19 protein-coding genes and 1 tRNA gene are annotated in these 22,027 nt (G+C 58.8%); 14 read left to right on the top strand and 6 right to left on the bottom strand.

Features of this window, described 5'->3' with window-relative positions:
- Positions 1-148 precede the first annotated feature (148 nt).
- The 6 genes from QSK43_RS01190 (at position 149) to QSK43_RS01165 (ending at position 7,999) form a co-directional block, all read left to right on the top strand.
- On the top strand, positions 149-1,198 hold the full coding sequence (locus tag QSK43_RS01190) for an ABC transporter ATP-binding protein (RefSeq protein WP_332302000.1): 1,050 nt from the start codon (positions 149-151) through the stop codon (positions 1,196-1,198).
- Between the two features lie 154 nt (positions 1,199-1,352).
- On the top strand, positions 1,353-2,369 hold the full coding sequence (locus QSK43_RS01185) for an extracellular solute-binding protein (RefSeq protein ID WP_332301999.1): 1,017 nt from the start codon (positions 1,353-1,355) through the stop codon (positions 2,367-2,369).
- 73 nt (positions 2,370-2,442) lie between these two features.
- Positions 2,443-4,119 carry an ABC transporter permease gene (locus tag QSK43_RS01180; protein WP_442967763.1) on the top strand — a complete coding sequence of 559 codons (1,677 nt, stop codon included), beginning with the start codon at positions 2,443-2,445 and terminating at the stop codon, positions 4,117-4,119.
- 179 nt (positions 4,120-4,298) lie between these two features.
- Positions 4,299-6,488, top strand: a complete 2,190-nt coding sequence (locus tag QSK43_RS01175) for a TonB-dependent siderophore receptor (RefSeq protein WP_332301998.1) — start codon at positions 4,299-4,301, stop codon at positions 6,486-6,488.
- A gap of 108 nt (positions 6,489-6,596) precedes the next feature.
- Positions 6,597-7,478 carry a helix-turn-helix domain-containing protein gene (locus QSK43_RS01170; protein ID WP_332301997.1) on the top strand — a complete coding sequence of 294 codons (882 nt, stop codon included), beginning with the start codon at positions 6,597-6,599 and terminating at the stop codon, positions 7,476-7,478.
- A gap of 128 nt (positions 7,479-7,606) precedes the next feature.
- Positions 7,607-7,999, top strand: coding sequence for a PRC-barrel domain-containing protein (locus tag QSK43_RS01165; RefSeq protein ID WP_045022198.1), 393 nt, complete (start codon positions 7,607-7,609; stop codon positions 7,997-7,999).
- 93 nt (positions 8,000-8,092) lie between these two features.
- On the opposite strand, the gene QSK43_RS01160 is transcribed toward QSK43_RS01165, so the two are convergent.
- The 4 genes from QSK43_RS01160 to QSK43_RS01145 all read right to left on the bottom strand — a co-directional run bounded on the left by QSK43_RS01160 (position 8,093) and on the right by QSK43_RS01145 (position 10,378).
- The gene (locus QSK43_RS01160) at positions 8,093-8,335 is read right to left on the bottom strand and encodes a DUF982 domain-containing protein (protein ID WP_045022200.1); all 243 of its coding nucleotides are present in this window, start codon (positions 8,333-8,335) and stop codon (positions 8,093-8,095) included.
- A gap of 364 nt (positions 8,336-8,699) precedes the next feature.
- A complete protein-coding gene (locus QSK43_RS01155) occupies positions 8,700-9,128 on the bottom strand; it encodes a type II toxin-antitoxin system HicB family antitoxin (RefSeq protein WP_045022202.1) in 429 nt (142 codons plus the stop codon).
- 75 nt (positions 9,129-9,203) lie between these two features.
- Positions 9,204-9,279: transfer RNA gene (locus QSK43_RS01150), tRNA-Thr, on the bottom strand.
- Positions 9,280-9,415: 136 nt separating this feature from the next.
- Positions 9,416-10,378 (bottom strand): NAD(P)H-dependent flavin oxidoreductase, encoded by a 963-nt coding sequence (locus QSK43_RS01145; RefSeq protein ID WP_332301996.1) that lies wholly within the window; start codon positions 10,376-10,378, stop codon positions 9,416-9,418.
- A 255-nt stretch (positions 10,379-10,633) separates the two neighbouring features.
- On the opposite strand from QSK43_RS01145, the gene QSK43_RS01140 reads away from it, so the two are divergent.
- Positions 10,634-11,779, top strand: a complete 1,146-nt coding sequence (locus tag QSK43_RS01140) for a hypothetical protein (protein ID WP_332301995.1) — start codon at positions 10,634-10,636, stop codon at positions 11,777-11,779.
- 57 nt (positions 11,780-11,836) lie between these two features.
- Here QSK43_RS01140 and ppk2 read toward each other — a convergent pair whose 3' ends face one another.
- Entirely contained in the window at positions 11,837-12,718 is an 882-nt protein-coding gene (gene ppk2, locus QSK43_RS01135; RefSeq protein ID WP_332301994.1) for a polyphosphate kinase 2, read from the bottom strand.
- 228 nt (positions 12,719-12,946) lie between these two features.
- Here ppk2 and phoR point away from each other — a divergent pair, with 228 nt between their 5' ends.
- The 7 genes from phoR (at position 12,947) to phoB (ending at position 20,892) form a co-directional block, all read left to right on the top strand.
- Positions 12,947-14,215 carry a phosphate regulon sensor histidine kinase PhoR gene (gene phoR / locus QSK43_RS01130; protein ID WP_332301993.1) on the top strand — a complete coding sequence of 423 codons (1,269 nt, stop codon included), beginning with the start codon at positions 12,947-12,949 and terminating at the stop codon, positions 14,213-14,215.
- 196 nt (positions 14,216-14,411) lie between these two features.
- Positions 14,412-15,446, top strand: a complete 1,035-nt coding sequence (locus tag QSK43_RS01125; protein WP_332301992.1) for a substrate-binding domain-containing protein — start codon at positions 14,412-14,414, stop codon at positions 15,444-15,446.
- A gap of 274 nt (positions 15,447-15,720) precedes the next feature.
- Positions 15,721-17,205 (top strand): phosphate ABC transporter permease subunit PstC, encoded by a 1,485-nt coding sequence (gene pstC, locus QSK43_RS01120; RefSeq protein ID WP_332301991.1) that lies wholly within the window; start codon positions 15,721-15,723, stop codon positions 17,203-17,205.
- Positions 17,202-18,524: a phosphate ABC transporter permease PstA gene (pstA, locus tag QSK43_RS01115; protein ID WP_332301990.1), complete on the top strand. Its 1,323-nt coding sequence runs from the start codon at positions 17,202-17,204 to the stop codon at positions 18,522-18,524. Before pstC ends, pstA begins: the two co-directional genes overlap by 4 nt.
- Before the next feature lie 14 nt (positions 18,525-18,538).
- Complete coding sequence (gene pstB / locus QSK43_RS01110; RefSeq protein WP_332301989.1) at positions 18,539-19,354, top strand: phosphate ABC transporter ATP-binding protein PstB; 816 nt, start codon at positions 18,539-18,541, stop codon at positions 19,352-19,354.
- Positions 19,355-19,451: 97 nt separating this feature from the next.
- A complete protein-coding gene (gene phoU, locus QSK43_RS01105) occupies positions 19,452-20,177 on the top strand; it encodes a phosphate signaling complex protein PhoU (RefSeq protein WP_045022217.1) in 726 nt (241 codons plus the stop codon).
- 31 nt (positions 20,178-20,208) lie between these two features.
- On the top strand, positions 20,209-20,892 hold the full coding sequence (phoB, locus tag QSK43_RS01100) for a phosphate regulon transcriptional regulator PhoB (protein ID WP_003493692.1): 684 nt from the start codon (positions 20,209-20,211) through the stop codon (positions 20,890-20,892).
- A 292-nt stretch (positions 20,893-21,184) separates the two neighbouring features.
- Here phoB and QSK43_RS01095 read toward each other — a convergent pair whose 3' ends face one another.
- The gene (locus QSK43_RS01095; protein ID WP_332301988.1) at positions 21,185-21,718 is read right to left on the bottom strand and encodes a GcrA family cell cycle regulator; all 534 of its coding nucleotides are present in this window, start codon (positions 21,716-21,718) and stop codon (positions 21,185-21,187) included.
- Between the last annotated feature and the right edge of the window lie 309 nt (positions 21,719-22,027).

The following is a 22,027-nucleotide window of genomic DNA, read 5'->3' as shown; positions in this document are numbered from 1 at the left end:
AAAGCCTAATTAACTCTAACGTAAACGTCAATATTGCTGCCCCGACATCTCGCAACCTCGTGAAGGGAAACCGCATTTTGCCCGGCTTTTTGACTTTAATCCTGATTTGAGCGATCAACATAATTCGCAAGGCAAGGCAGGATTTGAAATGGCAGGCAGCGCAGCGCTTGAACTGAAATCGGTGGGCAAAAGATTCGGCGATACCGATGTTTTGTCCGATATCGACTTATCCGTCGAACGCGGCGAGATCATTTGTCTGGTGGGACGGTCCGGCTGCGGAAAGTCGACCTTGCTGCGCATCGTCGCGGGCGTGGAGACGCCGGATCATGGCAGCGTTTCCTTGAATGGTGCGATCGTTGCCGGGTCTGCTGTTTTCGTTGAACCGGAAAAGCGCAATATCGGCTTCGTTTTTCAGGATTATGCGCTTTTTCCGCATCTCACCGTCGAACAGAATGTTATGTTTGGTCTGAGGTCTCTGCCGAAGGCCGAGGCCCGCCGCCGCGCTGCGGAGATGATCGAACACGTTCATCTGCAAGAGTTGGCCAAGCGCTACCCGCATACGCTTTCGGGCGGGGAGCAGCAGCGCGTGGCCCTTGCCCGCGCCCTTGCGCCGCAGCCCGGCCTGCTGTTGATGGACGAACCCTTTTCCAATCTGGACCGGGGACTGCGCGACAATGTGCGCGAGGAAACGCTGGGCATTCTGCGGCAACTGGGCACGACGGTAATCATGGTCACCCATGATCCGGAAGAGGCGCTTTCCGCAGGCGACCGGGTGGTGCTGATGCAGCGCGGGCGTATCGTGCAGAGCGGCACGGGTTATGAAATCCACGACAACCCCAAAACCCGCTATGCCGCCGATTTTTTCTGCGCCTTCAACAAGATCGAAGGCCGAGTGAGGCAGGGGCGCGTGGAAACGCCGCTCGGGCCTCTGGGTGATGCGTCCGGTCTGGCGGAAGGCCTTGCCGCCATCGCCTATGTGCGCCCCAATGCGATTTCGATCATCGAGGACAGCGCTGCGAAGGAGGGGATAGCAGGCGAAATATCGAGCCGTGTTTTCCTCGGCGAGATCGAACAGCTTGGCATAACTGTGCCAGGCCTGCCGGCAGACCTGCGCGTCAGAACGATGCAGCGCACCCCCGTCAAGACCACGGCAGTGCGCTTCGGTATCGATCCGAAGGGTGTCCTGATATTTACCTGAAGTTGAATGAGCGGATTTGTATGTTTATTTCCGCTATATTTTCAACTGTTGGTGATCAAAACGCGCCGGAAAACGGCCAAATAAAACTTGATTTACCGCATCATGTATGATGTTTGCTCCCCCTATATTGCGCCATCGAAGAGGGAGACACACCATGACGAAATTTGCCAAACTTGCCCTGCTTGCCAGCACCGTTGCTTTTGCAGCCGGTTCAGTCAGCGCTGCGGAATTGAACATCTACACCACCAGAGAGCCGGGCCTGATCCAGCCCCTCCTGGAATCCTTCACGGCTTCGAGCGGCGTCAAGGTCAACACCGTATTCCTCAAGGACGGCCTTGCCGAGCGCGTTCTCAGCGAGGGTGCAAGCTCCCCCGCCGACGTTCTGATGACCGTGGATGCCGGCAACCTTGTCGATCTCGCTGAAAAGGGTGTTACCCAGGCGGTTGAATCCGAAACCTTGACCAAGGCCATCCCGGCTGAACTTCGCGACGCCAAGGGCCACTGGTTCGCGCTTTCCATGCGCGCCCGCGTTCTTTATGCGGCAAAGGATGTCGACCTCGCCTCCTTCAACTATGAAGATCTCGCCGACGCCAAGTGGAAGGGCAAGGTCTGCATTCGCGCTGGCCAGCATCCCTATAATACGGCGCTCTTTGCCGACTACATCGCCCATCATGGCGCAGCGGACACCGAAAAGTGGCTTGCCGGCGTCAAGGACAACCTGGCCCGCAAGGCAGGCGGCGGCGACCGTGACGTTGCCAAGGACATCCTCGGCGGCATTTGCGATATCGGCATCGCCAACTCCTATTATGTCGGCCTGATGCGCTCGGGCAAGGGCGGCGAAGAGCAGGTAAAGTGGGGCGACGCGATCAAGGTTGTTCTGCCGACCTTCAAGAATGGCGGCACGCAGGTCAATATCAGCGGTGCGGCCGTGGCCAAGAACGCACCGAACAAGGCGGAAGCCGTCAAGCTTCTGGAGTATCTCGTCTCTGACGAAGCCCAGAAGATCTATGCCGAAGCCAATTTCGAATACCCGGTCAAGCAGGGCGCCGCTCTTAACGAGATCATCGCCTCCTTCGGCGATCTGAAGATCGACAACAAGCCGCTGACGGAAATCGTGTCGCATCGCAAACAGGCGAGCGAGCTGGTCGACAAGGTCGGTTTCGACAAGTAAAGGCCAATCAGCGATAACATGGTGGAAGGCGTTCGCACCCGCGGACGCCTTTCCCTGTATTTTCAAGAAGCTCATGATTCCAGACGCCGTCCAGCCATCGCCGCCCCGCACCGGAACAAGGTTTTCATCCTCCTTCTGGTGGCTGTGCCTGTCGCTGGCTGCGGTCTGCGGCGCCATGGTGCCGGTTCTTGCACTCGTCTCGCAGGCTTTGCAGGGTTCGGAAGGCCTGTGGGCTCATCTTGGCTCGACCGTTCTTTTGACTGCCCTGCCGGACACAGTGATCCTTCTTGCCGGTGTCGGGCTGCTGGCCGGCGTTGTCGGCACCTATGCCGCCTGGCTGGTCACCGCCTATGATTTTCCCTGGCGCAGACTGTTGGAATGGGCGCTGCTGCTGCCGCTGGCCATGCCCACCTATATCGTCGCTTACGCCTATCTGGATATTCTGCATCCGATCGGGCCGGTGCAGGGCGCGCTCCGCTGGCTGCTCGGTTATTCCAGTCCACGGGAATTCCGTCTGCCGGACATAAGATCGATGACGGGCTGCATCATCCTTCTCGGCTTCGTGCTGTTTCCCTACGTCTATATTCCTGTGCGGGCCATGTTCCTGACGCAGGCGGGCAACCTGCTTGAAGCAGCCCGCACGCTCGGCGTCTCCAGACGTGCGGCTTTCTTCAAGGTCGCGGTGCCGCTGGCGCGCCCGGCGATCGCAGTCGGTATCAGCCTTGCCCTGATGGAAGCACTGAACGATATCGGCGCGTCGGAATTTCTGGGTGTCCGCACACTCACCGTTTCGGTCTATACCACCTGGGTCACGAAATCGGACTTGCCCGGTGCGGCGCAGATCGCACTTTCCATGCTGTTCATCGTGGTCGCCCTCGTGGCGTTCGAACGATGGGCGCGGCGCAAGCAGCGTTATGCGGTCTCGGCGCAGAAAAGCAGACAACTGGACCCGCTGCGGCTCACCGGTCTGAAAGCCGTCGGCGCTTTTGCTCTCGGCAGCCTGCCGGTCCTGATCGGTTTCGTGGCGCCGGCGAGCTATCTCGTCATCGAGGCATGGAAGCGGTTCCGGTTCAGCGGCCTGTCGTCCCGTTTCGCCGACGAAGCGCTGAATACCATCGTCTTTGCCGGACTGGCGACGGCGATCACACTTATCCTCGGCCTTGCGGTCGCTTACGCGATGCGCCTTGCACCCGGCCGCCTCTCGTTCTGGTCCTATCGTCTTTCCACGGTGGGATATGCGGCCCCCGGCACGGTTATCGCCATCGGCGTACTGATTGCGCTCGGGGGCTTCGACCGGTTTGTCGACCAGACCATGCGCGAATGGTTCGGCATATCCACCGGCCTCATTTTCATCGGCAGTGGTGCGGCCCTGATCTATGCCTATTCGGCGCGCTTCCTCACCATTGCGGCGGGTGGCGTCGATGCCGGTCTGAGCCGTATCCCGCAATCCTTCGATCACGCCTCGCGAACGCTGGGGCGATCCGCGACGCAGACATTCCGCCAGATACATCTGCCGCTTTCTAAGGCGTCGCTGGCCGCCGCCGCATTGCTGATCTTCGTCGATTGCGTCAAGGAACTTCCCGCCACGCTGCTATTGCGGCCGCTCAACTTCGAGACCTTCGCGACACATCTCTACGGGGAGGCGGCGCGCGGCACCTACGAGGAGGCGGCAATCGCGGCGCTGGCGATCGTCGTCATCGGTATCCTTCCGGTCATGCAGCTTGCAAGGATAGGGCGGCGCAAGGGCTGACATCCACACCTTGCCCCATAAATGATGGGCGCAAAACTGTGCGAGAAGCCAATAAGCTTCAAATACCCCCAGAAAATGACAAGCATCCCGCCTTAATCCTGATGTAAATACTCATCTTAATTGAGGTGTTGCGGCCTGCCGGATAAGACTGTCGGCCGCGATCTGTTTCGGGGCATATCTTGAAAAATTTGCATGGGATGTTTTTGAACCGTCTGGCTTTGGGGACGGCCGCCATTGTTTTGATGGCGCCGGTGATGGGTCACGCACAGGAAACGACCGTTCTGAGGGCGATTACCGTCGAAGGTCAGGATGCTGAAAACGCCACGGGTCCGGTCCGGGGATATGTCGCGAAGAAAAGCGCGACGGGATCGAAAACCGACGCGGAAACAAAAGACATTCCGCAATCCGTATCGGTCGTCGGCCGCAAGGAGATGGACGACCGCGGAGCCGTGACCAAGATTGACGAGGTTCTGCGCTATACGCCGGGCGTGACGGCGGAGCCTTTCGGCACGGACCCGGATACAGACTGGTTTTACATTCGCGGTTTCCAGGCAACCCAGACTGGCGTTTTCCTCGACGGGCTGAACCTGTTCAGCTACGGTTTCGGCGGTTTCCAGATGGATGCCTACGGTCTGGAACGGGTAGAGGTCCTGAAAGGACCAGCCTCGGTACTCTATGGCGGCGCCAATCCCGGCGGCATCGTGCAGATGGTTCGCAAACGGACGCAGGACGAGCCGGTCCGTGAAACGGAAATCGGCATCAATAATTTTGGCAATGCTTTCTTCGGCTTCGATCTCGGTGACAAGATCGACGGTGAGGGCGTGTGGAAATACCGCGTCACCGGCAAGGTCTCCGGCGGCGACAATTACACGGATTACTCCGAGGATTTGCGCGGTTTCATCATGCCGCAGATCACCTTTGAGCCGGATGCGCAGACTAGTGCGACGCTCTACGGCTATTTCTCGGCGCTGGATCAGGTGCATGTCGGCAACGGCTTCCTGCCCTATGTCGGCACTGTCGTCGATGCACCGTTCGGCAAGCTCGACCGCAAGGCCTTTTATGGCGAACCGGATATCGATAGTGGCCGTGTCTACCAGTCCATGGTGGGTTACGAAGTCAGCCATGAATTCGACAATGGCTGGAAGATCAGCCAGAACGCTCGCTACGGCCATCTCTACAAGCACGAAACCGGACCCTATCCGGGCGGCTGGGCCAACGCCGACGCCAATGGACAGCCGATCCTCGATGCCAGCACCAATGACTATATGCTGACCCGCTTCGGTTATGACGGCCTGTCGAAGGCGGACAGTTTCGGCATCGACAACCGCGTCGAAGGTCAGTTCGACACCGGCACGGTCAGCCATTCGCTACTCTTCGGTCTCGACTATAAATATTACAAGCTGGATCAGGTGCAGGCCTGCTGCGGATCGAATGCGATCGGCGCGCTCAACCCGGTCTATGGATCGACGCAGGGAACGAATTTCGTCTACGCCGACAATATCGTGACCCAGCAACAGATCGGCATTTATGCGCAGGATCAGCTGCGGTTCGGCGATGGCTGGCTGGTCACGCTGAATGGCCGTTACGACTATGTCGATACGGAACTGAACAACAGGCTACCGGCGGGCGTATCGCGCCGCTCCAATGACGATGCGCTGAGCGGCCGTGCCGGTCTTGCCTATGAATTCGACAATGGCCTGACGCCCTATGTCTCGGCGGCAACCTTCTTCAATCCGCTCATCGATACGCTTGCAGATGGCAGCCCCGCCGTGCCGGAGGAGGGACATCAGTTCGAGGCCGGTATCAAATACGAACCGACCTTCTTCGACGGCAGCATCACCGCCTCGGTCTTCAAACTGGTCAAGGACAATGCCATCGTTTCCTATACGGCCGGCGGCGTAACCACGAGCGGCCAGTTCGGGCAGGTGGAATCCACCGGCTTCGAGCTGGAGGCGAAGGCCAATCTCAGCGACAACTGGAAAACCATCGCCTCCTATTCCTATACCGATCTCGACATTACCAAGGATGCCAATCCCAACCTGATCGGCAAATCGCTATGGATCGTACCCGCTCACACGGCGTCGCTATGGCTGGATTACGCCTTCACCGACGATACGTTTGAAGGCCTCAGCATTGGCGGCGGTGTGCGCTATCAGGGCAAGTCCTGGGCGGATGCGGCAAACACGCTGCGCGTTCCGGATGCCGCCGTCTTCGATGCCGCGATCCGTTACGAGAAGAACGACTGGACGGCATCCGTCAACGTCGCGAATGTCTTCGACAAGGAATACGTCAAGAGCTGCGCCGGCATCTCCGTTTGCGGCTGGGGTGACAGCCGCACCGTCACCTTCAAGCTTTCCAAGAAGTGGTAACGGGCGGCTAGGGCTGGCAGTTGCGGGGAATGCGGTTTGCCACTATAAACATGAACAATATTATCATGTTTATAGTGGCGCCTTTGCGCCTTGCGGGATTGAGAGGCCATGGCTTTCCGCGTTCGGATGGAAAATCAGATCGAGGGCTTTGCCGTCATCGGCGGCCCGCGCTCAAGGGTGTGGAACGGCATCGTCGCCGATCTCTGGGACGTGCGTTGCGCGCCGAAAGCGGGTGGCCGTTATGTCGGCAAGGACCCGCGTTTCGTTTTCCTGCTGGATATGGACGGGACGGATGACGGCCGGTTCATGATGAACCGCTGCCGCCGCGACAATTACGGCTCGTCTGAAGCAAACCGGATTTCCTTCGTGCCCGCCGATCTGGATGTGCATGCGGAACTCAGCAACGTTTCCTTCGTGCGCCATCTCGATCTGCACTTCGATGCGGGATTGCTGGGTGCCCGGCTGGTGCAGGGGTTCGATCCGCACGGGCTTCTCGATCCGCATCTGATGTTCGAGGACGAGCGCCTGCTGGCGCTTGCACGGCTGATCGCCGCCGAATGCGATAATCCAGACCCCTTGCACGATCTCTACGGCGAAAGCCTCGTGCTCGCGCTATTGACCGATTTTCTGAAGGTGAAGCGGGAGCCGGTCAAAAAACGCAGCAAGCTCGCCGCCTGGCAATTGAGAGCGGCGATGGATTACATCCGCGAACATTGCCTGCGGTCGATAAGGCTGGAGGAACTCGCGGAACTCACCAACCTGTCGCAATCTCACTTCAGTCACGCCTTCAAGGCGTCTACCGGCGTGCCGCCGCATCAATGGCAGATGCAGGCGCGCATTGATCGCGTCAAGGATCTGATGATGCGAACGGACATGGCGCTCACCGACATTGCCATCGCCGCCGGTTTTTCCGATCAGGCGCATTTCTCCCGTGTCTTCCGCAAGATGGTCGGCGTTTCCCCCTCCGTCTGGCAAAAAATCCGCCAATAGGCGCCTTTTCGTTCCATCCTTCTTCAAAAAAATTCTGCCCCCAGCGTCTGGAACGCTGCGGAACGAATTGTCCGTCGAGAGGTTTACCAGACGTGACCTCAACGAGGAAAATCAAGGAGGAAAGACACATGTTGCATCAGGAACCCCGTGCCGGACAGGACCCCTATGTCAAGGATACGCCGAGCCTGATCGCCAGCGACAAGGTGGAAGGCACCCGCGTATACGGCGCTGACGGCAAGCATATTGGTTCGATCCAGCGCATCATTCTGGAAAAACGCGGCGGCCGCGTGGCCTATGCGGTTTTGAGCTTCGGCGGCTTCCTCGGGATCGGCGACGATTATTACCCGCTCCCATGGGAAAAGCTGCATTATGACGAAGAACTTGATGGCTACCGCATCGATCTCACCAAGGAAGAGATCGAAAACGCGCCGCATTTCGCCAATCTCGATGATGACGACCTGCTGAACGCCAGGGACCGCAAGGTTTATGACTATTACGGCGTCGCGCCGTACTGGATGTAAGGCCCATAAAGAAAGGCGCCTCCGGCTACTTGGGTTGGAGCGCCGCCCATAAAGGAACGGCTCCTTTTCAGGAGCCGTTTTCGTTTATTGGGATCAATGCGGGTTTTTCTGCATCTCTGAGACTGCGTCGGTAAAGCATTTGCGGGCTTCCTCGGGCGACTTGCGTCCGTCAAGGGCGGCGCGGCAGGCGCTTCTGGCTTTCACGAAACTCAGGCCGCGTATTTTCGGCCAGCCCTCGGTCAATAACCTCAGTGCTTCGAATGGCCCGGCGATGACATTCTTGCCTTTTTCATCAAGATTGACCTCGACAGGTTCTGTCCATCTCTCGTTCTTCATCGTGCACCTCCCAGAGCAACGCGATCCCGAAACACACCCGACAGCGGAGCAACCCATGAACGCTGTCGTGTGTCACTGCCGTTCAGGATATGCGCAAGTGATCGAATTGACAACGGTGATCAGCGAAAGCCGAAAAACGACAGGATCGCCAGAACGATAACGACGAGGCCGACGATGTAGATGATCTGGTTCATGATTTTCTCCTTGGCTGGTGTCATCACCATAACGTGAGGGAGAAGATGAGGTTCCAGTTCATCGTAAGAATTTAATCACGTACTAAAATATTGCGGACGTCCCTTTTTGCGCGATTATGAAGCCGCGCCGAAGCGACTGTCACTGCGGTTATTTTCGCGAGGATGGTGACCTAGGCTGCGAATTCTTGCCAGTCGCCATCATCTCGTGCATTCGAAATTTCATGTTTTGCTGCACGAGCAAGGAACCCCGACCGGGTAAGTCCTTTAGCTTCGGCAAAAGCATCAATTTCTTTCAGCACATCTTCTGGAAGAGTAATGTTCAGTCGAACAGATTTTTTGCTCCCAGTCTTGAGTGATACGAGGATGGCAACACCATCCTTGTTTTCGGGGTCAGCCATAATGGCTTCAAGAGAACAAGGTTCGGGGATGGCTTCGCCGTCCTCGATCATGCCCTCGACATGGAGCGCAAGAGCTTCCTCTGCCATACGACGGGCATCATCCAAATCGGTACCAGCCGTCACGACGCCGGGAAAATCGGGGAAGGAAACGCCGTAATCGCTATCAGCGTCCTTGTGGATCAGTCCGATATAGTTACGCATGGTTTTCACCTCAGATCGGCAATGGCGATGCCGGTCAATGCGCTGAATTTTCTATGCTTTTGATTTTAAAGGAAATGGTGCCGCTTAGGTGACTCGAACACCTGACCCCGTCATTACGAATGACGTGCTCTACCGACTGAGCTAAAGCGGCCCGATTGTGACCCGTTTGTCACGGATCAGCTTCATGGCGGGCTGATACAGGCAATGCCGAAGGATTTCAAGCCTTGAATGCAAGGGTCGTGAAAATTCTGCGAAAAGCATTGCCTGTCCACTGTTTACGCGTGGCCTCAGGCTTTCCCGCAGATGCGTTTTCGCGCTTCCTCATATTCCTTGGCCAGACGATCGACGAGGTCCGCCACCGGCTCCACCGCCTTGACTGCGCCGATGCCTTGCCCGGCGCCCCAGATATCTTTCCAGGCCTTCGCACCGCCGGTGGCGGTTTCGAAATCCATTTTCGAAGGGTCCGCTTCGGGAAGATTGTCGGGGTCCATGCCGGAGGCGACGATCGAGCTTTTTAGATAGTTGCCGTGGATTCCGGTGAAATAGTTCGAATAAACGATGTCCTTGGCTTGTGCCTCAACGAGCGCTTGCTTGTAACCGTCAGAGGCACGCGCCTCCTGTGTCGCGATGAAGGGGGAGCCGATATAGGCCATATCCGCGCCCATGGCCTGTGCCGCAAGGATGGAGCCGCCATTGGCGATAGCGCCAGCCAGCAGCAGGGGGCCATCGAACCATTCGCGGATTTCCTGAACGAGAGCGAAGGGCGAAAGCGTGCCCGCATGTCCGCCAGCACCTGTGGCCACTGCGATCAGCCCGTCCGCTCCCTTGCGGATGGCGGAGCGGGCGTGGCGATCGTTGATGACATCATGCAGCACGATGCCGCCATAGGAATGTACGGCGGCATTGACTTCCGGCACCGCGCCGAGCGAGGAAATCACCACCGGCACCTTGTATTTCACGCAAAGACCAAGATCGTGTTCCAGCCGCCGGTTGGACATGTGAACGATCTGGTTGACCGCAAAGGGAGCGGCCGGACGGTCGGGATTGGCAAGGTTGTGGGCGGCCAGCTCTTCGGTGATCATCGCCAGCCACTCGTCCAGCTGGCTTTCAGGCCGCGCATTGAGCGCGGGGAAAGCGCCGATGACGCCGGCCTTGCATTGCGCCAGCGTCAATTGCGGATGCGAAATAATGAATAGCGGTGACGCTATGACCGGAAGACGCAGATTGTCTTTCAGCACGGACGGCAGCATGTCTCCTCCCACGAATTACGTTTACGCGCACGTAAGTCAATATCGTGTTCGGCGGTGGATTGAAAGCGAAAACAGCATCGCGCAGACCTCTCAAACCTGCGTTCGAAGCGCCACAATGGATCGATTTTCCCCAAAGCAATCCGGTCTTTATCGCAAACGATGCTTGCGGAGGCGCGGCATAGCCGTTACCGAATCGTAAACCAACGGCGCAAGCCACATATTTTTTTGCGAAGAGCAGTAGAACAAGGATCGGTCGTGAGCGGACTGGAAACGGCAATCAGAAATGCTCTGGAAAAATCGGACAGATCGAACGCCGAAGTTCGTGCACGAATTTACCAATCGTCCCGTCAGGCACTGGAAGCAGGCCTGCGCAAGCAGGGCATAGACGATCCGCAGGTCGTCTCCCAGCAACGCCAGCGGCTCGAAAGCGTGATCCACGTCATCGAGAGTGAAGAGCGTAACCGTCTTCTGGACAGGGTGGAGCAGCAATTGCGGCCGCCTTTGCCGGCAAATACCGCGCATGATGAGCTCTCGGTCGATCCCGTTTCACAAGCGCAACACCACGGCGATATGGCCGTCGAGCCGGAATTACGCGGCGAAATGCGTGATGCGCGGCCGGCCCCCACCGCTGCTCCGGAAGGTCCGGGTGCGGACCGTCGCAACGCAAAGGCGCCGAGGAGAAGCGCCAGTGCAGGCGACGCGTCGCTTGCCTTTCGCCCGGAAGGTGCGGTCGGCCGGCGCAAGCGTCGCGGACTCTTCGCCCGACTTTTCATGTTCGTGACGTTGCTGGCTTTTGTCGGTGTCGGTGCTTGGTGGGTCTATTCCTCCGGCCTGCTGCTGTCGCCGGAGCAGCGCGACACCAGCGTGCCCAATCCGCCGGCACAGGTTGAGGCTGAAGACTTCAACGGTGCTGAGCCCGCACCGAGCCTTTCCCCCGGCCGTGGCTTCTCGGACGACTGGATCGAGATATTCAATGCCGAGCGTGGCAATTCGGGGATTTCGGCGGGTCCACGCGCCAATGTCGAAAATATCGCCACACCCGCCGGCAAGGCGATAAAGGTGACGTCGAGAAGCGTCTCGCAGGATGGCGCGGTCAGCTTCGAGGTTCCGGTGGAAGTGATGCGGGATATGGCGGGTAAATCCTCGACCATATCGATCACGCTGCAATCCTCGAGCGACCGGCAGACGCAGGTTTCTGTCGCCTGCGATTTCGCCACCCTGGGCGATTGCTCCCGTCACCGCTTCACGGCCACGGCCGAACGTGCGGACATGCTGCTGAATGCAACGTTCGAGCGCTCGCTTGCCCCGAACGCGCCGGGCAAGATCTTCATCAACAGCGACATCGATGGCAATGGCCGCCCGGTCAATCTTTATTCCGTGCGCATTTTGCCCGGTCAGTAAGAATCCGGTAAGAAGAGGAACAAGCGCCGCCAGGGCGCTTGTCATTGTCTCAAGGTCCTATTTGAGAAAACCCGGTCCTGATCCCAGTATCTTGCCGTCGATCTCGCCGATCGCCTTTTTGTCCTTGCCGTCATAGTCGAGCGCATTGAGGATGTGGCGAATGAGGTTCACTCTGGCACGGCGTTTGTCGTTGGCATGCACCACAGTCCAAGGGGCGTCGGCGGTGTGGGTCTTTTCCAGCATCTCGTCGCGCTTTTGCGTGTAATCGTCCCATTTCGTCAGCGCGGCTATGTCCATGTCCGAAAGCTTCCAGCATTTCAGCGGGCTGTGGCGACGATCGTGGAAGCGCTCGATCTGCGTTTCGCGACCGATATCGAGCCAGAATTTGAACAGATGGACGTCCTCATGGACCAGCATCTTTTCCAGCCGCGGCGTTTCCTTGAGGAAGCGCTTGTGTTCCTGCGGGGTGCAGAAGCCCATGACCGGCTCCACCCCGGCACGGTTGTACCAGGAGCGGTCGAAGAGAACGAATTCACCGGCTGTCGGGAAATGTGAGATATAGCGCTGGAAGTACCATTGGCCGCGTTCGGTTTCCGTCGGTTTGGTCAGTGCCACCACGCGGGCGTAGCGTGGGTTCAGGTAGGCCCGGGTCGCGAAGATCGCGCCGCCCTTGCCCGCCGCATCGCGGCCTTCGAAAACCGCCATCACCCGTTTGCCGGTGGCCTGCAGCCAGAACTGCACCTTGACCAGCTCCACCTGCAGCGCTTCGAGAGCGGCGTCGTATTCCTCCCGCTTCATTTTTTTGTCGTAGGGGAAATTGCCGGCGGAAAGTTTCTTTTCCTCCACCCAGTCGGGAAGAATCGGATCGTCGATGTCGAAGCTGCGCAGCTTGCCGCCAATGGTGAGCTCCACCGATCGCGTCTTCGTTTCTTCGGCCATGTTTCCTCCTGATGTTGTTGTGTAAAGGCAACTCGCCGCCAATGAGTTCACATCCGCCGGCAGAATTCAAGTGAAAGAGGATTGCCGGGCCGGGAGCCCTGGTAGTGACGATTGCGGTGCAGATTATGCGCATATACGTTGTGGAAATTGCGCAGCGATGAATCTCTGTCATGAAGCTGGCCTATGAGATTTCGATGTGCTGTCAGATGAAAGTGGAAAGCGGCTGAAATGGCAGTGATGAAAGGCGATAGAGGATGGAAGCTTTTGGGGAAAAAGCTTGGCCGAAACTGGTTGCCCATTATCGTCGTCAGCATGCTTGCCGTCGTGGCCGTTTCGGAACTGCACACGCCCTACATGCCCACTATCCTGTGGCTCTGCGCCGTCATCGCCATTCTGGCCGTTCGGGAACGGCCGGCGGTGCCGGCAAAGAAAGAAAACGCGGCTGCGGAGACGGGTGAGCCGGAAGTGCCTGGCGAAAACGTTATTTCCGGCGTAAGGGCGGGCCTTGCGGTTCTGGATACACCGGTCTTCATCCTCGATAAAAACGCCGGCGTGCTGTATCAGAACGGCGCGGCGGAGCGCGCCTTCGGCCAGCTTCCGGCTGGCGCGCATATCTCCGCCCGGCTGCGTTCGCCGGGTCTGCTGGATGTCATTCGCGAAACCATCACCACCGGCCAGCCCAACCAGGTCGAACACTCGGAGCGTTTTCCCTCCGAGCGGGTTTTCATCGTCCGCATCGCCCGCGCGGATGCGGGGGAGGTGGCGGGTCCGCCATTCTACATCCTGTCGTTTCGCGATGTTTCGGAGCTTCGCCGCATCGACCGCATGCGCAGTGATTTCGTCGCCAATGCAAGCCATGAATTACGCACCCCGCTCGCCTCGCTGCGCGGCTTCATCGAAACCATGCAGGGGCCGGCTCGCAACGATCCGAAAGCGCAGGAACGTTTTCTTGCCATCATGCTCGATCAGGCCACGCGCATGAGCAGGCTGGTGGATGACCTCATGTCGCTTTCAAGGCTGGAATTGCGGGCCAATATCGCGCCGGACCAGAAGGTCGATCTCGTATCCGTCATCGGCCATGTGCGGGATGCGCTGCTGCCGCTTGCCGATGAGCTGGATGTGGCGATCACTCTTCATCTGCCCGATCGGCCGGCGGAAGTGCAGGGTGACCGCGACGAGCTGGTGCAGGTGTTCCAGAACCTCGTTGAAAATGCTTGCAAATACGGACAGGAAGGCAAGGTCGTGGACGTCTGGTTGCGTGCCGAACCCGGCAAGCCGGTGGAGGTGAGCGTCATCGACAAGGGGCCGGGCATTCCCGCCGAACATGTGCCGCGCCTGACGGAGCGGTTTTACCGCGTCAGCGTCGCCGACAGCCGCTCGAAAAAAGGGACGGGTCTGGGGCTTGCCATCGTCAAGCACATCCTCACCCGCCACCGCGCCCGCCTCATCATTAAATCAGAACTGGGCAACGGCACGGACTTTACCGTCAGATTTTGACATGGAGAATATTCCTGTCATGAATGTTTCAAAAAATAAATAAATTAAATCAGTGACTTAGATTGTCACAAATCTTTCATCGAAGTGACATAAAAGGAAGTGGTTACGGTGGTTAAGAAAAGATCGCCGATCGCATGCTTAGAGCGAGTGCCGCTATCGGCTGCGTCCACAAACAAGCCCACGACGGGAGAGAAAAATGAACTTCGTTAAATTTTCCGCAGCAGCTCTGGTGGCTTCTGTCGCCTTCGCTGGCGCCGCCGCTGCTCGCGACCAGATTCAGGTTGCTGGTTCCTCCACGGTTCTGCCCTATGCCAAGATCGTTGCTGAGACTTTTGCCGAGACTTTCCCTAACTTCAAGGCTCCGGTTGTCGAGTCCGGCGGCACGGGCGGCGGTCTGAAGGCATTCTGCTCCGGCGTCGGCGAAGGCACCATCGACATCGCCAACGCTTCGCGCAAGATCAAGAGCGACGAACTGGCCGCCTGTAAGGCTGCGGGCGTTGCCGACGTTCAGGAAGTGAAGATCGGCTACGACGGCATCGTCTTCGCGATGGACTCCTCCAACAAGGACCTCAAGCTCGAGCCGAAGGATCTGTACCTCGGTCTCGCCGCTGAAATCGTCAAGGATGGCAAGCTCGTTGCCAACCCTTACAAGAAGTGGTCGGAAATCAACAAGGAACTGCCTGATGTAGCGATCGCCGCTTACATCCCGGGTTCCAAGCACGGCACGCGTGAAGTCTTCGAAGAGAAGATCATGGCTGACGGCTGCAAGGAAGCCGGCGCTACCGACGCCATCAAGAAGCTGATTACCGACGCCAAGCAGGCTGCTGCCAAGTGCGTTGCAGTCCGTAAGGACGGCGCTGCGGTCGACATCGACGGCGACTACACCGAAACGCTTGCCCGTATCGACGCCAACAAGGCCGGCCTCGGCGTTTTCGGCCTGGCATTTTATGAAAACAACGCCGACCGCCTGAAGGTCGCGACCGTCAGCGGCGTTGTTCCGTCCACGGAAACCGTTGCCAGCGGCAAGTATCCGGTTTCGCGCCCGCTGTTCTTCTACGTGAAGAAGGCTCACCTGGGCGTTATCCCGGGCCTCAAGGAATATGTCGAGTTCTTCGTTTCTGACGAGATGATCGGCCCTGATTCCCCGCTCGCAAACTACGGCCTCGTTGCCGCTCCGGAAAAAGAGCGCGAAGAAATCCGCGCAAAGTTCGCTGCCGGCGCTTCGATGTAATAAAGAAAGAGGGGTGCGGCCTGCCGCGCCCCTCATCCCGCTCCGGTGCCATTCCGCTTAAGGCGATTGTCTGCGGTTGACAGTTCCCATCCATCACCGTCCACATAATTGTTGATGGATTACAGATGGATAGGATGTATCAACCTTGACGCTTGCCAGACTTTGCTACAGTCAGGCGGCAAGCATCTTTGGATGGTCCAGCGGTCTCGTTTTGATGACTTTTTGATTTGCCCGATATCGCACCGTGCTCTTGAGGCACGCCGAGGGAACTCTAATGAACACATCGATCCTTTTGCTGATACTGACGCTGATCGGCATCGGCAGTTATCTGCTCGGCAGCCGCCGCGCCATTGCTCTGTCTGGCGGGCGTCCCTCCAGCATGCATTCCCGTGCCGGTTATCACGGTTCCTACGCGGTCGTCTGGGCAGTGCTGCCCGCGGCGCTCATTCTTGCTGTCTGGCTTGTTATCAGCCCGCTGGTCGTCACCTCGGCGGTGCGCGGCGAATTTCCCGAGGACGTGCGCGCCCAGTCCGAAGCGCAGCAGAGCCTGACATACGGCATGGTGACGTCCATCGCCCGCGGTCTTCAGCGGCTGACGCCGGAAGAAACCGCAAAGATCGATGCGGACACGACGGCGGTAAGACCGCTTCTGGCATCGAAGGGCGTCGCGATCGCCGGCGATCCCGAGCGTTTCATGGTCGACGCCGCCCAGACGCTGAACGCGATGACCTCCACCAGCCGCATCGGAATGATCGCCACCGTGGTATTGGCCGCGCTTGCTGGCGCCGTCTATGCGCTGCGGTCGATCGCGCCGCGCTTCCGGGCGCGTAACAGGGTCGAAAGGGTCATTCTCGCGGCCCTGCTCGTTGCGTCCTCCATCGCCATCCTGACGACCGTCGGCATCGTGCTGTCGATGCTGACGGAAGCGATCCAGTTCTTCAACATGGTTCCGGCGCATCAGTTCTTCTTCGGAACGGTGTGGGATCCGCGTTTTGCGGCGGCCGGTGCGACGGACTCGTCCGGCCAGTTCGGCCTGATCCCGCTGCTTGCCGGCACGCTCTATATCGGTCTGGTCGCCATGCTGGTCGCCGTGCCGGTCGGCTTGTTTTCGGCGATCTATATGTCGGAATATGCGTCGCCGCGCCTTCGCTCCGTGGTGAAGCCGCTGCTCGAGGTACTCGCGGGCATCCCCACGATCGTCTACGGCTTCTTCGCGCTGACGACGGTGGGCCCTTTCCTGCGAGACATCTCCACGCAGATCAGCGGTCTGACAACGGGCGAATACGCCAACTTCATCCAGGCGCAGAGCGTCATCACCGCCGGCTTCGTCATGGGCATCATGCTGATCCCTTATGTCTCGTCGCTGTCGGACGATATCATCACCGCCGTGCCGCGTTCGCTGCGCGACGGCTCTCTCGGTCTCGGCGCCACGCGCTCTGAAACCATCAAGAGGGTCATCGTTCCCGCCGCTCTTCCCGGCATCGTCGGCGCCGTGCTGATGACGGCGTCGCGTGCGATCGGCGAAACCATGATCGTGGTTCTCGCGGCCGGCGTCGCAGCCCGCCTGCAGCTCAACCCCTTCGAACCCATGACCACCGTGACCGTCAAGATCGTCAGCCAGCTGACCGGCGACCTTGAATTCACCTCGCCGCAAACGCTGGTGGCCTTCGCGCTGGGCATCACGCTTTTCGCAATCACGCTTTGCCTGAATATCTACGCGCTTTACATCGTGCGCAAATACCGGGAGCAATATGAATGACCGACATCGTTTCTCCCGCAGCCGGCGCTGCTGCCGTAAACAGCGCCAAGCGCCGTGATATCGGCATCAAGCGCCGCTACGCCGCCGAACGCCGCTTCCGAGCTTATGGAATGGCAGCGATCTCGTTTGGCCTCATCTTCCTCTTCCTGCTGCTCTGGTCGGTCGTCGCCAAGGGCCACACCGCCTTCCAGCAGACGATGATCACCGTTCCGGTCGAGTTTTCCGAACTGATCATCGATCCGAAGAACGAGCGGGCCACAAATCCCGCAAAGCTGATGACGGCCAATTATCCCGTCCTCGCCCGCGATGCGGTCGCCAAGATTCTCGGCGTCGCGCCGACGGATAAGGCCGGTCTGCGCGCGGTCAACACGATGATCTCGGACAGCGTGCGGACACAGCTGCGCGATATCGTCGTCGCCGATCCCGCTGTCATCGGCACCACACGCACCGTGACGCTTCTGGCGTCGGGCGATGTCGACAGCGCCTTCAAGGGCCAGGTGGATATGACGGGGGATGAAGCCAACCGCCGTATCTCCAACCAGCAGCTTGGCTGGATGAACCAGCTCGCCGAAAGCGGACAGCTCGGCAAGCATTTCAATACCGGCATCTTCGTCAACGGCAATTCGAGCCGTCCGGAAGCGGCGGGTGTCGGTGTTGCGCTGATCGGCTCGTTTTACATGATGCTGATCGTGCTGGTGCTGTCGTTGCCGATCGGTGTCGCGGCGTCCATCTATCTTGAGGAATTCGCCCCGAAGAACCGGTTGACGGATCTTATCGAGGTGAACATCAACAATTTGGCGGCTGTTCCCTCCATCGTCTACGGTCTGCTCGGCCTCTCCGTTTTCATCAACTTCATGGGCTTTCCGCGCTCCGCCTCGCTGGTCGGCGGCCTCGTCCTGACGCTGATGACCTTGCCGACGATCATCATCGCGACCCGTGCCGCATTGAAGGCCGTGCCGCCGTCTATCCGCGCCGCAGCGCTCGGACTTGGCGCCTCCAAGATGCAGACGATCTTCCACCACGTCCTGCCGCTCGCCATGCCGGGCATTCTGACCGGCACCATCATCGGCCTCGCCCACGCGCTGGGCGAAACGGCGCCACTGCTCCTGATCGGCATGGTGGCATTCGTTGCGAACTATCCGACAACGCCGATGGATCCGTCCACGGCTCTGCCGGTGCAGATTTACATGTGGGCGAACGAAGCAGAGCGCGCCTTTGTCGAAAGGACATCCGGCGCTATTATCATCCTGCTCCTGTTCCTCATTCTCATGAATGTTGGCGCAATCCTGTTGCGTCGCCGCTTCGAACGGCGCTGGTAGAGGGAGATTGAGCAATGAACATGTTGTCGGAAGCAGCAGTTGAAAAGGCGCTGGACAAGAAGATGAATGAAGTTTCATACAAGATGATCGGCAAGGACGTTTCGGTTTATTACGGCGAAAAGCGCGCGCTTTACGACGTAAACCTCAATGTCCGCGAAAACACGGTGACTGCGCTCATCGGCCCGTCCGGTTGCGGTAAATCCACTTTCCTGCGCACCTTGAACCGCATGAACGACACGATCGACGGTTGCCGGGTCACGGGCAAGATCACGCTCGACACCGACGATATCTACGATCAGGCGATCGATGTCGTGGAACTTCGCGCCCGCGTCGGCATGGTGTTCCAGAAGCCGAACCCGTTTCCGAAGACGATTTACGAAAACATCGCCTACGGCCCGCGCATCCACGGTCTTGCCCGCAACAAGGCGGATATGGACCAGATCGTTGAGCAGAGCCTGCAGAAAGCTGGTCTCTGGAATGAGGCGAAGGACCGTTTGCTGGAATCCGGTACGGGCCTCTCCGGCGGCCAGCAGCAGCGTCTGTGCATTGCGCGCGCTATTGCCGTCAGCCCGGAAGTGATCCTGATGGACGAGCCGTGCTCGGCGCTGGACCCGATCGCGACGGCGAAGGTCGAGGAGCTGATCCACGAACTGCGCACCAACTACACGATCGTCATCGTCACGCACTCCATGCAGCAGGCGGCGCGTGTTTCCCAGCGCACGGCCATGTTCCACCTTGGCCATCTCGTCGAGGAAAACGAGACGGACAAGATGTTCACCAATCCGGACGACCAGCGCACGCAGGACTACATCATGGGCCGCTTCGGCTGATCCCCGGCCGCCGCTTTATCGAAACCGAACAAGACTGGTGCCCCTGCCGTGCCCCGCTTTGGGCACGTGCATGCGGGCCAAGCCGGAGGACTAGACCATGACACAGACAACGACCCATTCGCATATCCTGTCCGCCTATGACGACGAATTGAAGTTTCTGACGCGCCGCATCGCCGAAATGGGCGGTCTTGCCGAGCAGATGTGCGGCGACGCCGTGCGCGCGCTCGTCAATTCCGATGCCGCGCTCGCGCAGAAGGTCATTTCCGACGATACTATTCTCGACCACGCCGAACGCGAAATCGGCGACAAGGCCATCGTCACCATCGCCAGGCGGCAGCCGATGGCGGCGGATCTTCGCGAGATCATCGGCACCTTGCGCATCGCCGGCGATCTCGAACGCGTCGGCGATCTCGGCAAGAACACGGCCAAGCGCGTTATCGCGGTTGCAGGAACCGGCGTGCCGCGCAAGCTCGCCCGCGGCATCGAGCATTTGTCCGAGCTTGCGCTGGTGCAGCTCAAGGAAGTCCTTGACGTCTATTCGACACGTTCCGCTGAAAAGGCCAATGCCATCCGCGAACGCGACGAGGAAATCGACGCCATGTATACGTCGCTCTTCCGTGAGCTTCTGACTTACATGATGGAAGATCCGCGCAACATCACCACCTGCACGCATCTTCTGTTCTGCGCCAAGAACATCGAGCGTATCGGCGACCATGCCACGAATATCGCCGAAACGATCTATTACATGACCACCGGCAGCCAGCCGGAGGGCGAGCGTCCGAAGGACGACAGTTCCAACACGCTTGGTTCGGTGACCGAGTAACAGACAAGCAGAAGCTTGCGGAGTTCAGCATATGGTGCCCAAGATTGCAGTTGTGGAAGACGAGGAAGCGTTGAGCGTCCTGCTTCGTTACAATCTCGAGGCTGAGGGATACGACGTCGACACGATACCCCGTGGCGACGAGGCGGAAATCAGGCTGCAGGAACGCATTCCGGACCTTCTCATCCTGGATTGGATGCTGCCTGGTGTTTCCGGTATCGAACTGTGCCGGCGTTTGAGAATGCGGCCGGAAACCGAACGCCTGCCCATCATCATGCTGACGGCGCGCGGCGAAGAGAGCGAGCGGGTTCGCGGTCTCGCCACCGGTGCCGACGACTATGTCGTCAAGCCATTTTCGACGCCGGAACTCATGGCTCGCGTCAAGGCCATGCTGCGCCGGGCCCGTCCCGAGGTTCTCTCTTCGGTGCTGAAATGCGGCGATATCGAACTGGATCGCGAAACCCATCGCGTCCATCGCAAAAGCCGCGAAGTGCGCCTCGGCCCGACTGAATTCCGTCTGCTCGAATTCCTGATGACATCACCGGGTCGGGTGTTTTCCCGCTCGCAATTGCTGGATGGGGTCTGGGGTCACGATATCTATGTCGATGAGCGTACTGTCGATGTGCATGTCGGACGCCTGCGCAAGGCCCTGAATTTTTCCCATATGCAGGATGTCATCCGCACCGTGCGCGGCGCCGGATACTCGATGGAAGCCTGAGCGGACCTGAACGCGACGGTTTCACTCGGGACAATATCCCCAAGAGTTAGAAGGCCCGAAACCGGAATGGTGTCGGGCCTTTCGGTTCTGACCCTTCCGCAAACGCGACCCCCTTCATCCCCAAGAAGAGTGACTGACGGCCCCGCTGAAATCATGATTGTGAGGCTGAACCCGACAGGAAAGGGCTCGGCCCTCTATCGGCGTGTTGACCGCGGAACCGCCTTGGGTTTGGTCATAAAAAAACGGGCCCGAAGGCCCGTAATTTTTGAGTGCTGAATGTGTGCCGCAACACTCAAGCCTTGCGACGCTCGCTCACCGGCTGATAGGCGAGTTTCGCGTGGAACTTGCAGTAGGGCGAAGCTTCCAGCGCTTCGCAACCGCAGAAATGGAAGTCGTCCTTCAACGGGTCGCCGACCGGCCACTTGCAGGTGCGTTCCGTCAGTTCCGTCAGCGTCAGGCGACGGGAAATCGGCGTGACCGCGTTTCTGGAAGGAACGTATTCGAGAACCTGTGCGGTCTCGATGCCGATTTCCTCGTGCAGTGCCGTCGCCGCGTTCGAGCGGTTCAGGATCCGTGCCGGTGCCGCATTGACGCGGCCTGCGAAAGTCGTCGTGCGCGGGGCAGGTGCCGCGGTGCGCTTGGGCGCGGAGCGCGCCGAAGTGACCGGACCGCCAGCCTTGACGCGTCCCGGCAGATTGAGACGATGGACCTTGCCGATCACGGCGTTACGGCTGACGCCGCCCAGCTGTGCTGCTATCTGGCTGGCGCTAAGCCCTTCGGACCACAATTTCTTGAGTTTTTCGACTCGCTCGTCTGTCCAGTTCATGCCGCTTCTCCGCTTGTCGCGTGTATTTTCGGCAGAATCCTTCTCTGTCTCGCGGGCGTGCCGCAAGCGTGGTTTCCGCCAGATTTTAGGTGACTAGTTCCGCCGCATCGCAGTCTAGTAATTAGCGATTAACCTAATGCTAGGCTGACTCCGTGGCAAGAGTCGCGGGAATCATCTGGAATCGATTTTCCGGTTTTCCCCAACTTGCTGCTGTCTTGAGTCTGAAAGGCAACACCTTGGGCCTCGTCCGCCACGGCATACAAGTGCTTGAGAAGCCCGGGAAACGCGGACTTTTGTTGACATCGGCAA

Source organism: Rhizobium sp. GR12, from assembly GCF_036596185.1.
GTDB classification, from domain to species: domain Bacteria; phylum Pseudomonadota; class Alphaproteobacteria; order Rhizobiales; family Rhizobiaceae; genus Agrobacterium; species Agrobacterium nepotum.
The sequence above is the reverse complement of the archived record's forward strand: the minus strand, read 5'-3'. Positions and strand labels throughout refer to the sequence as shown.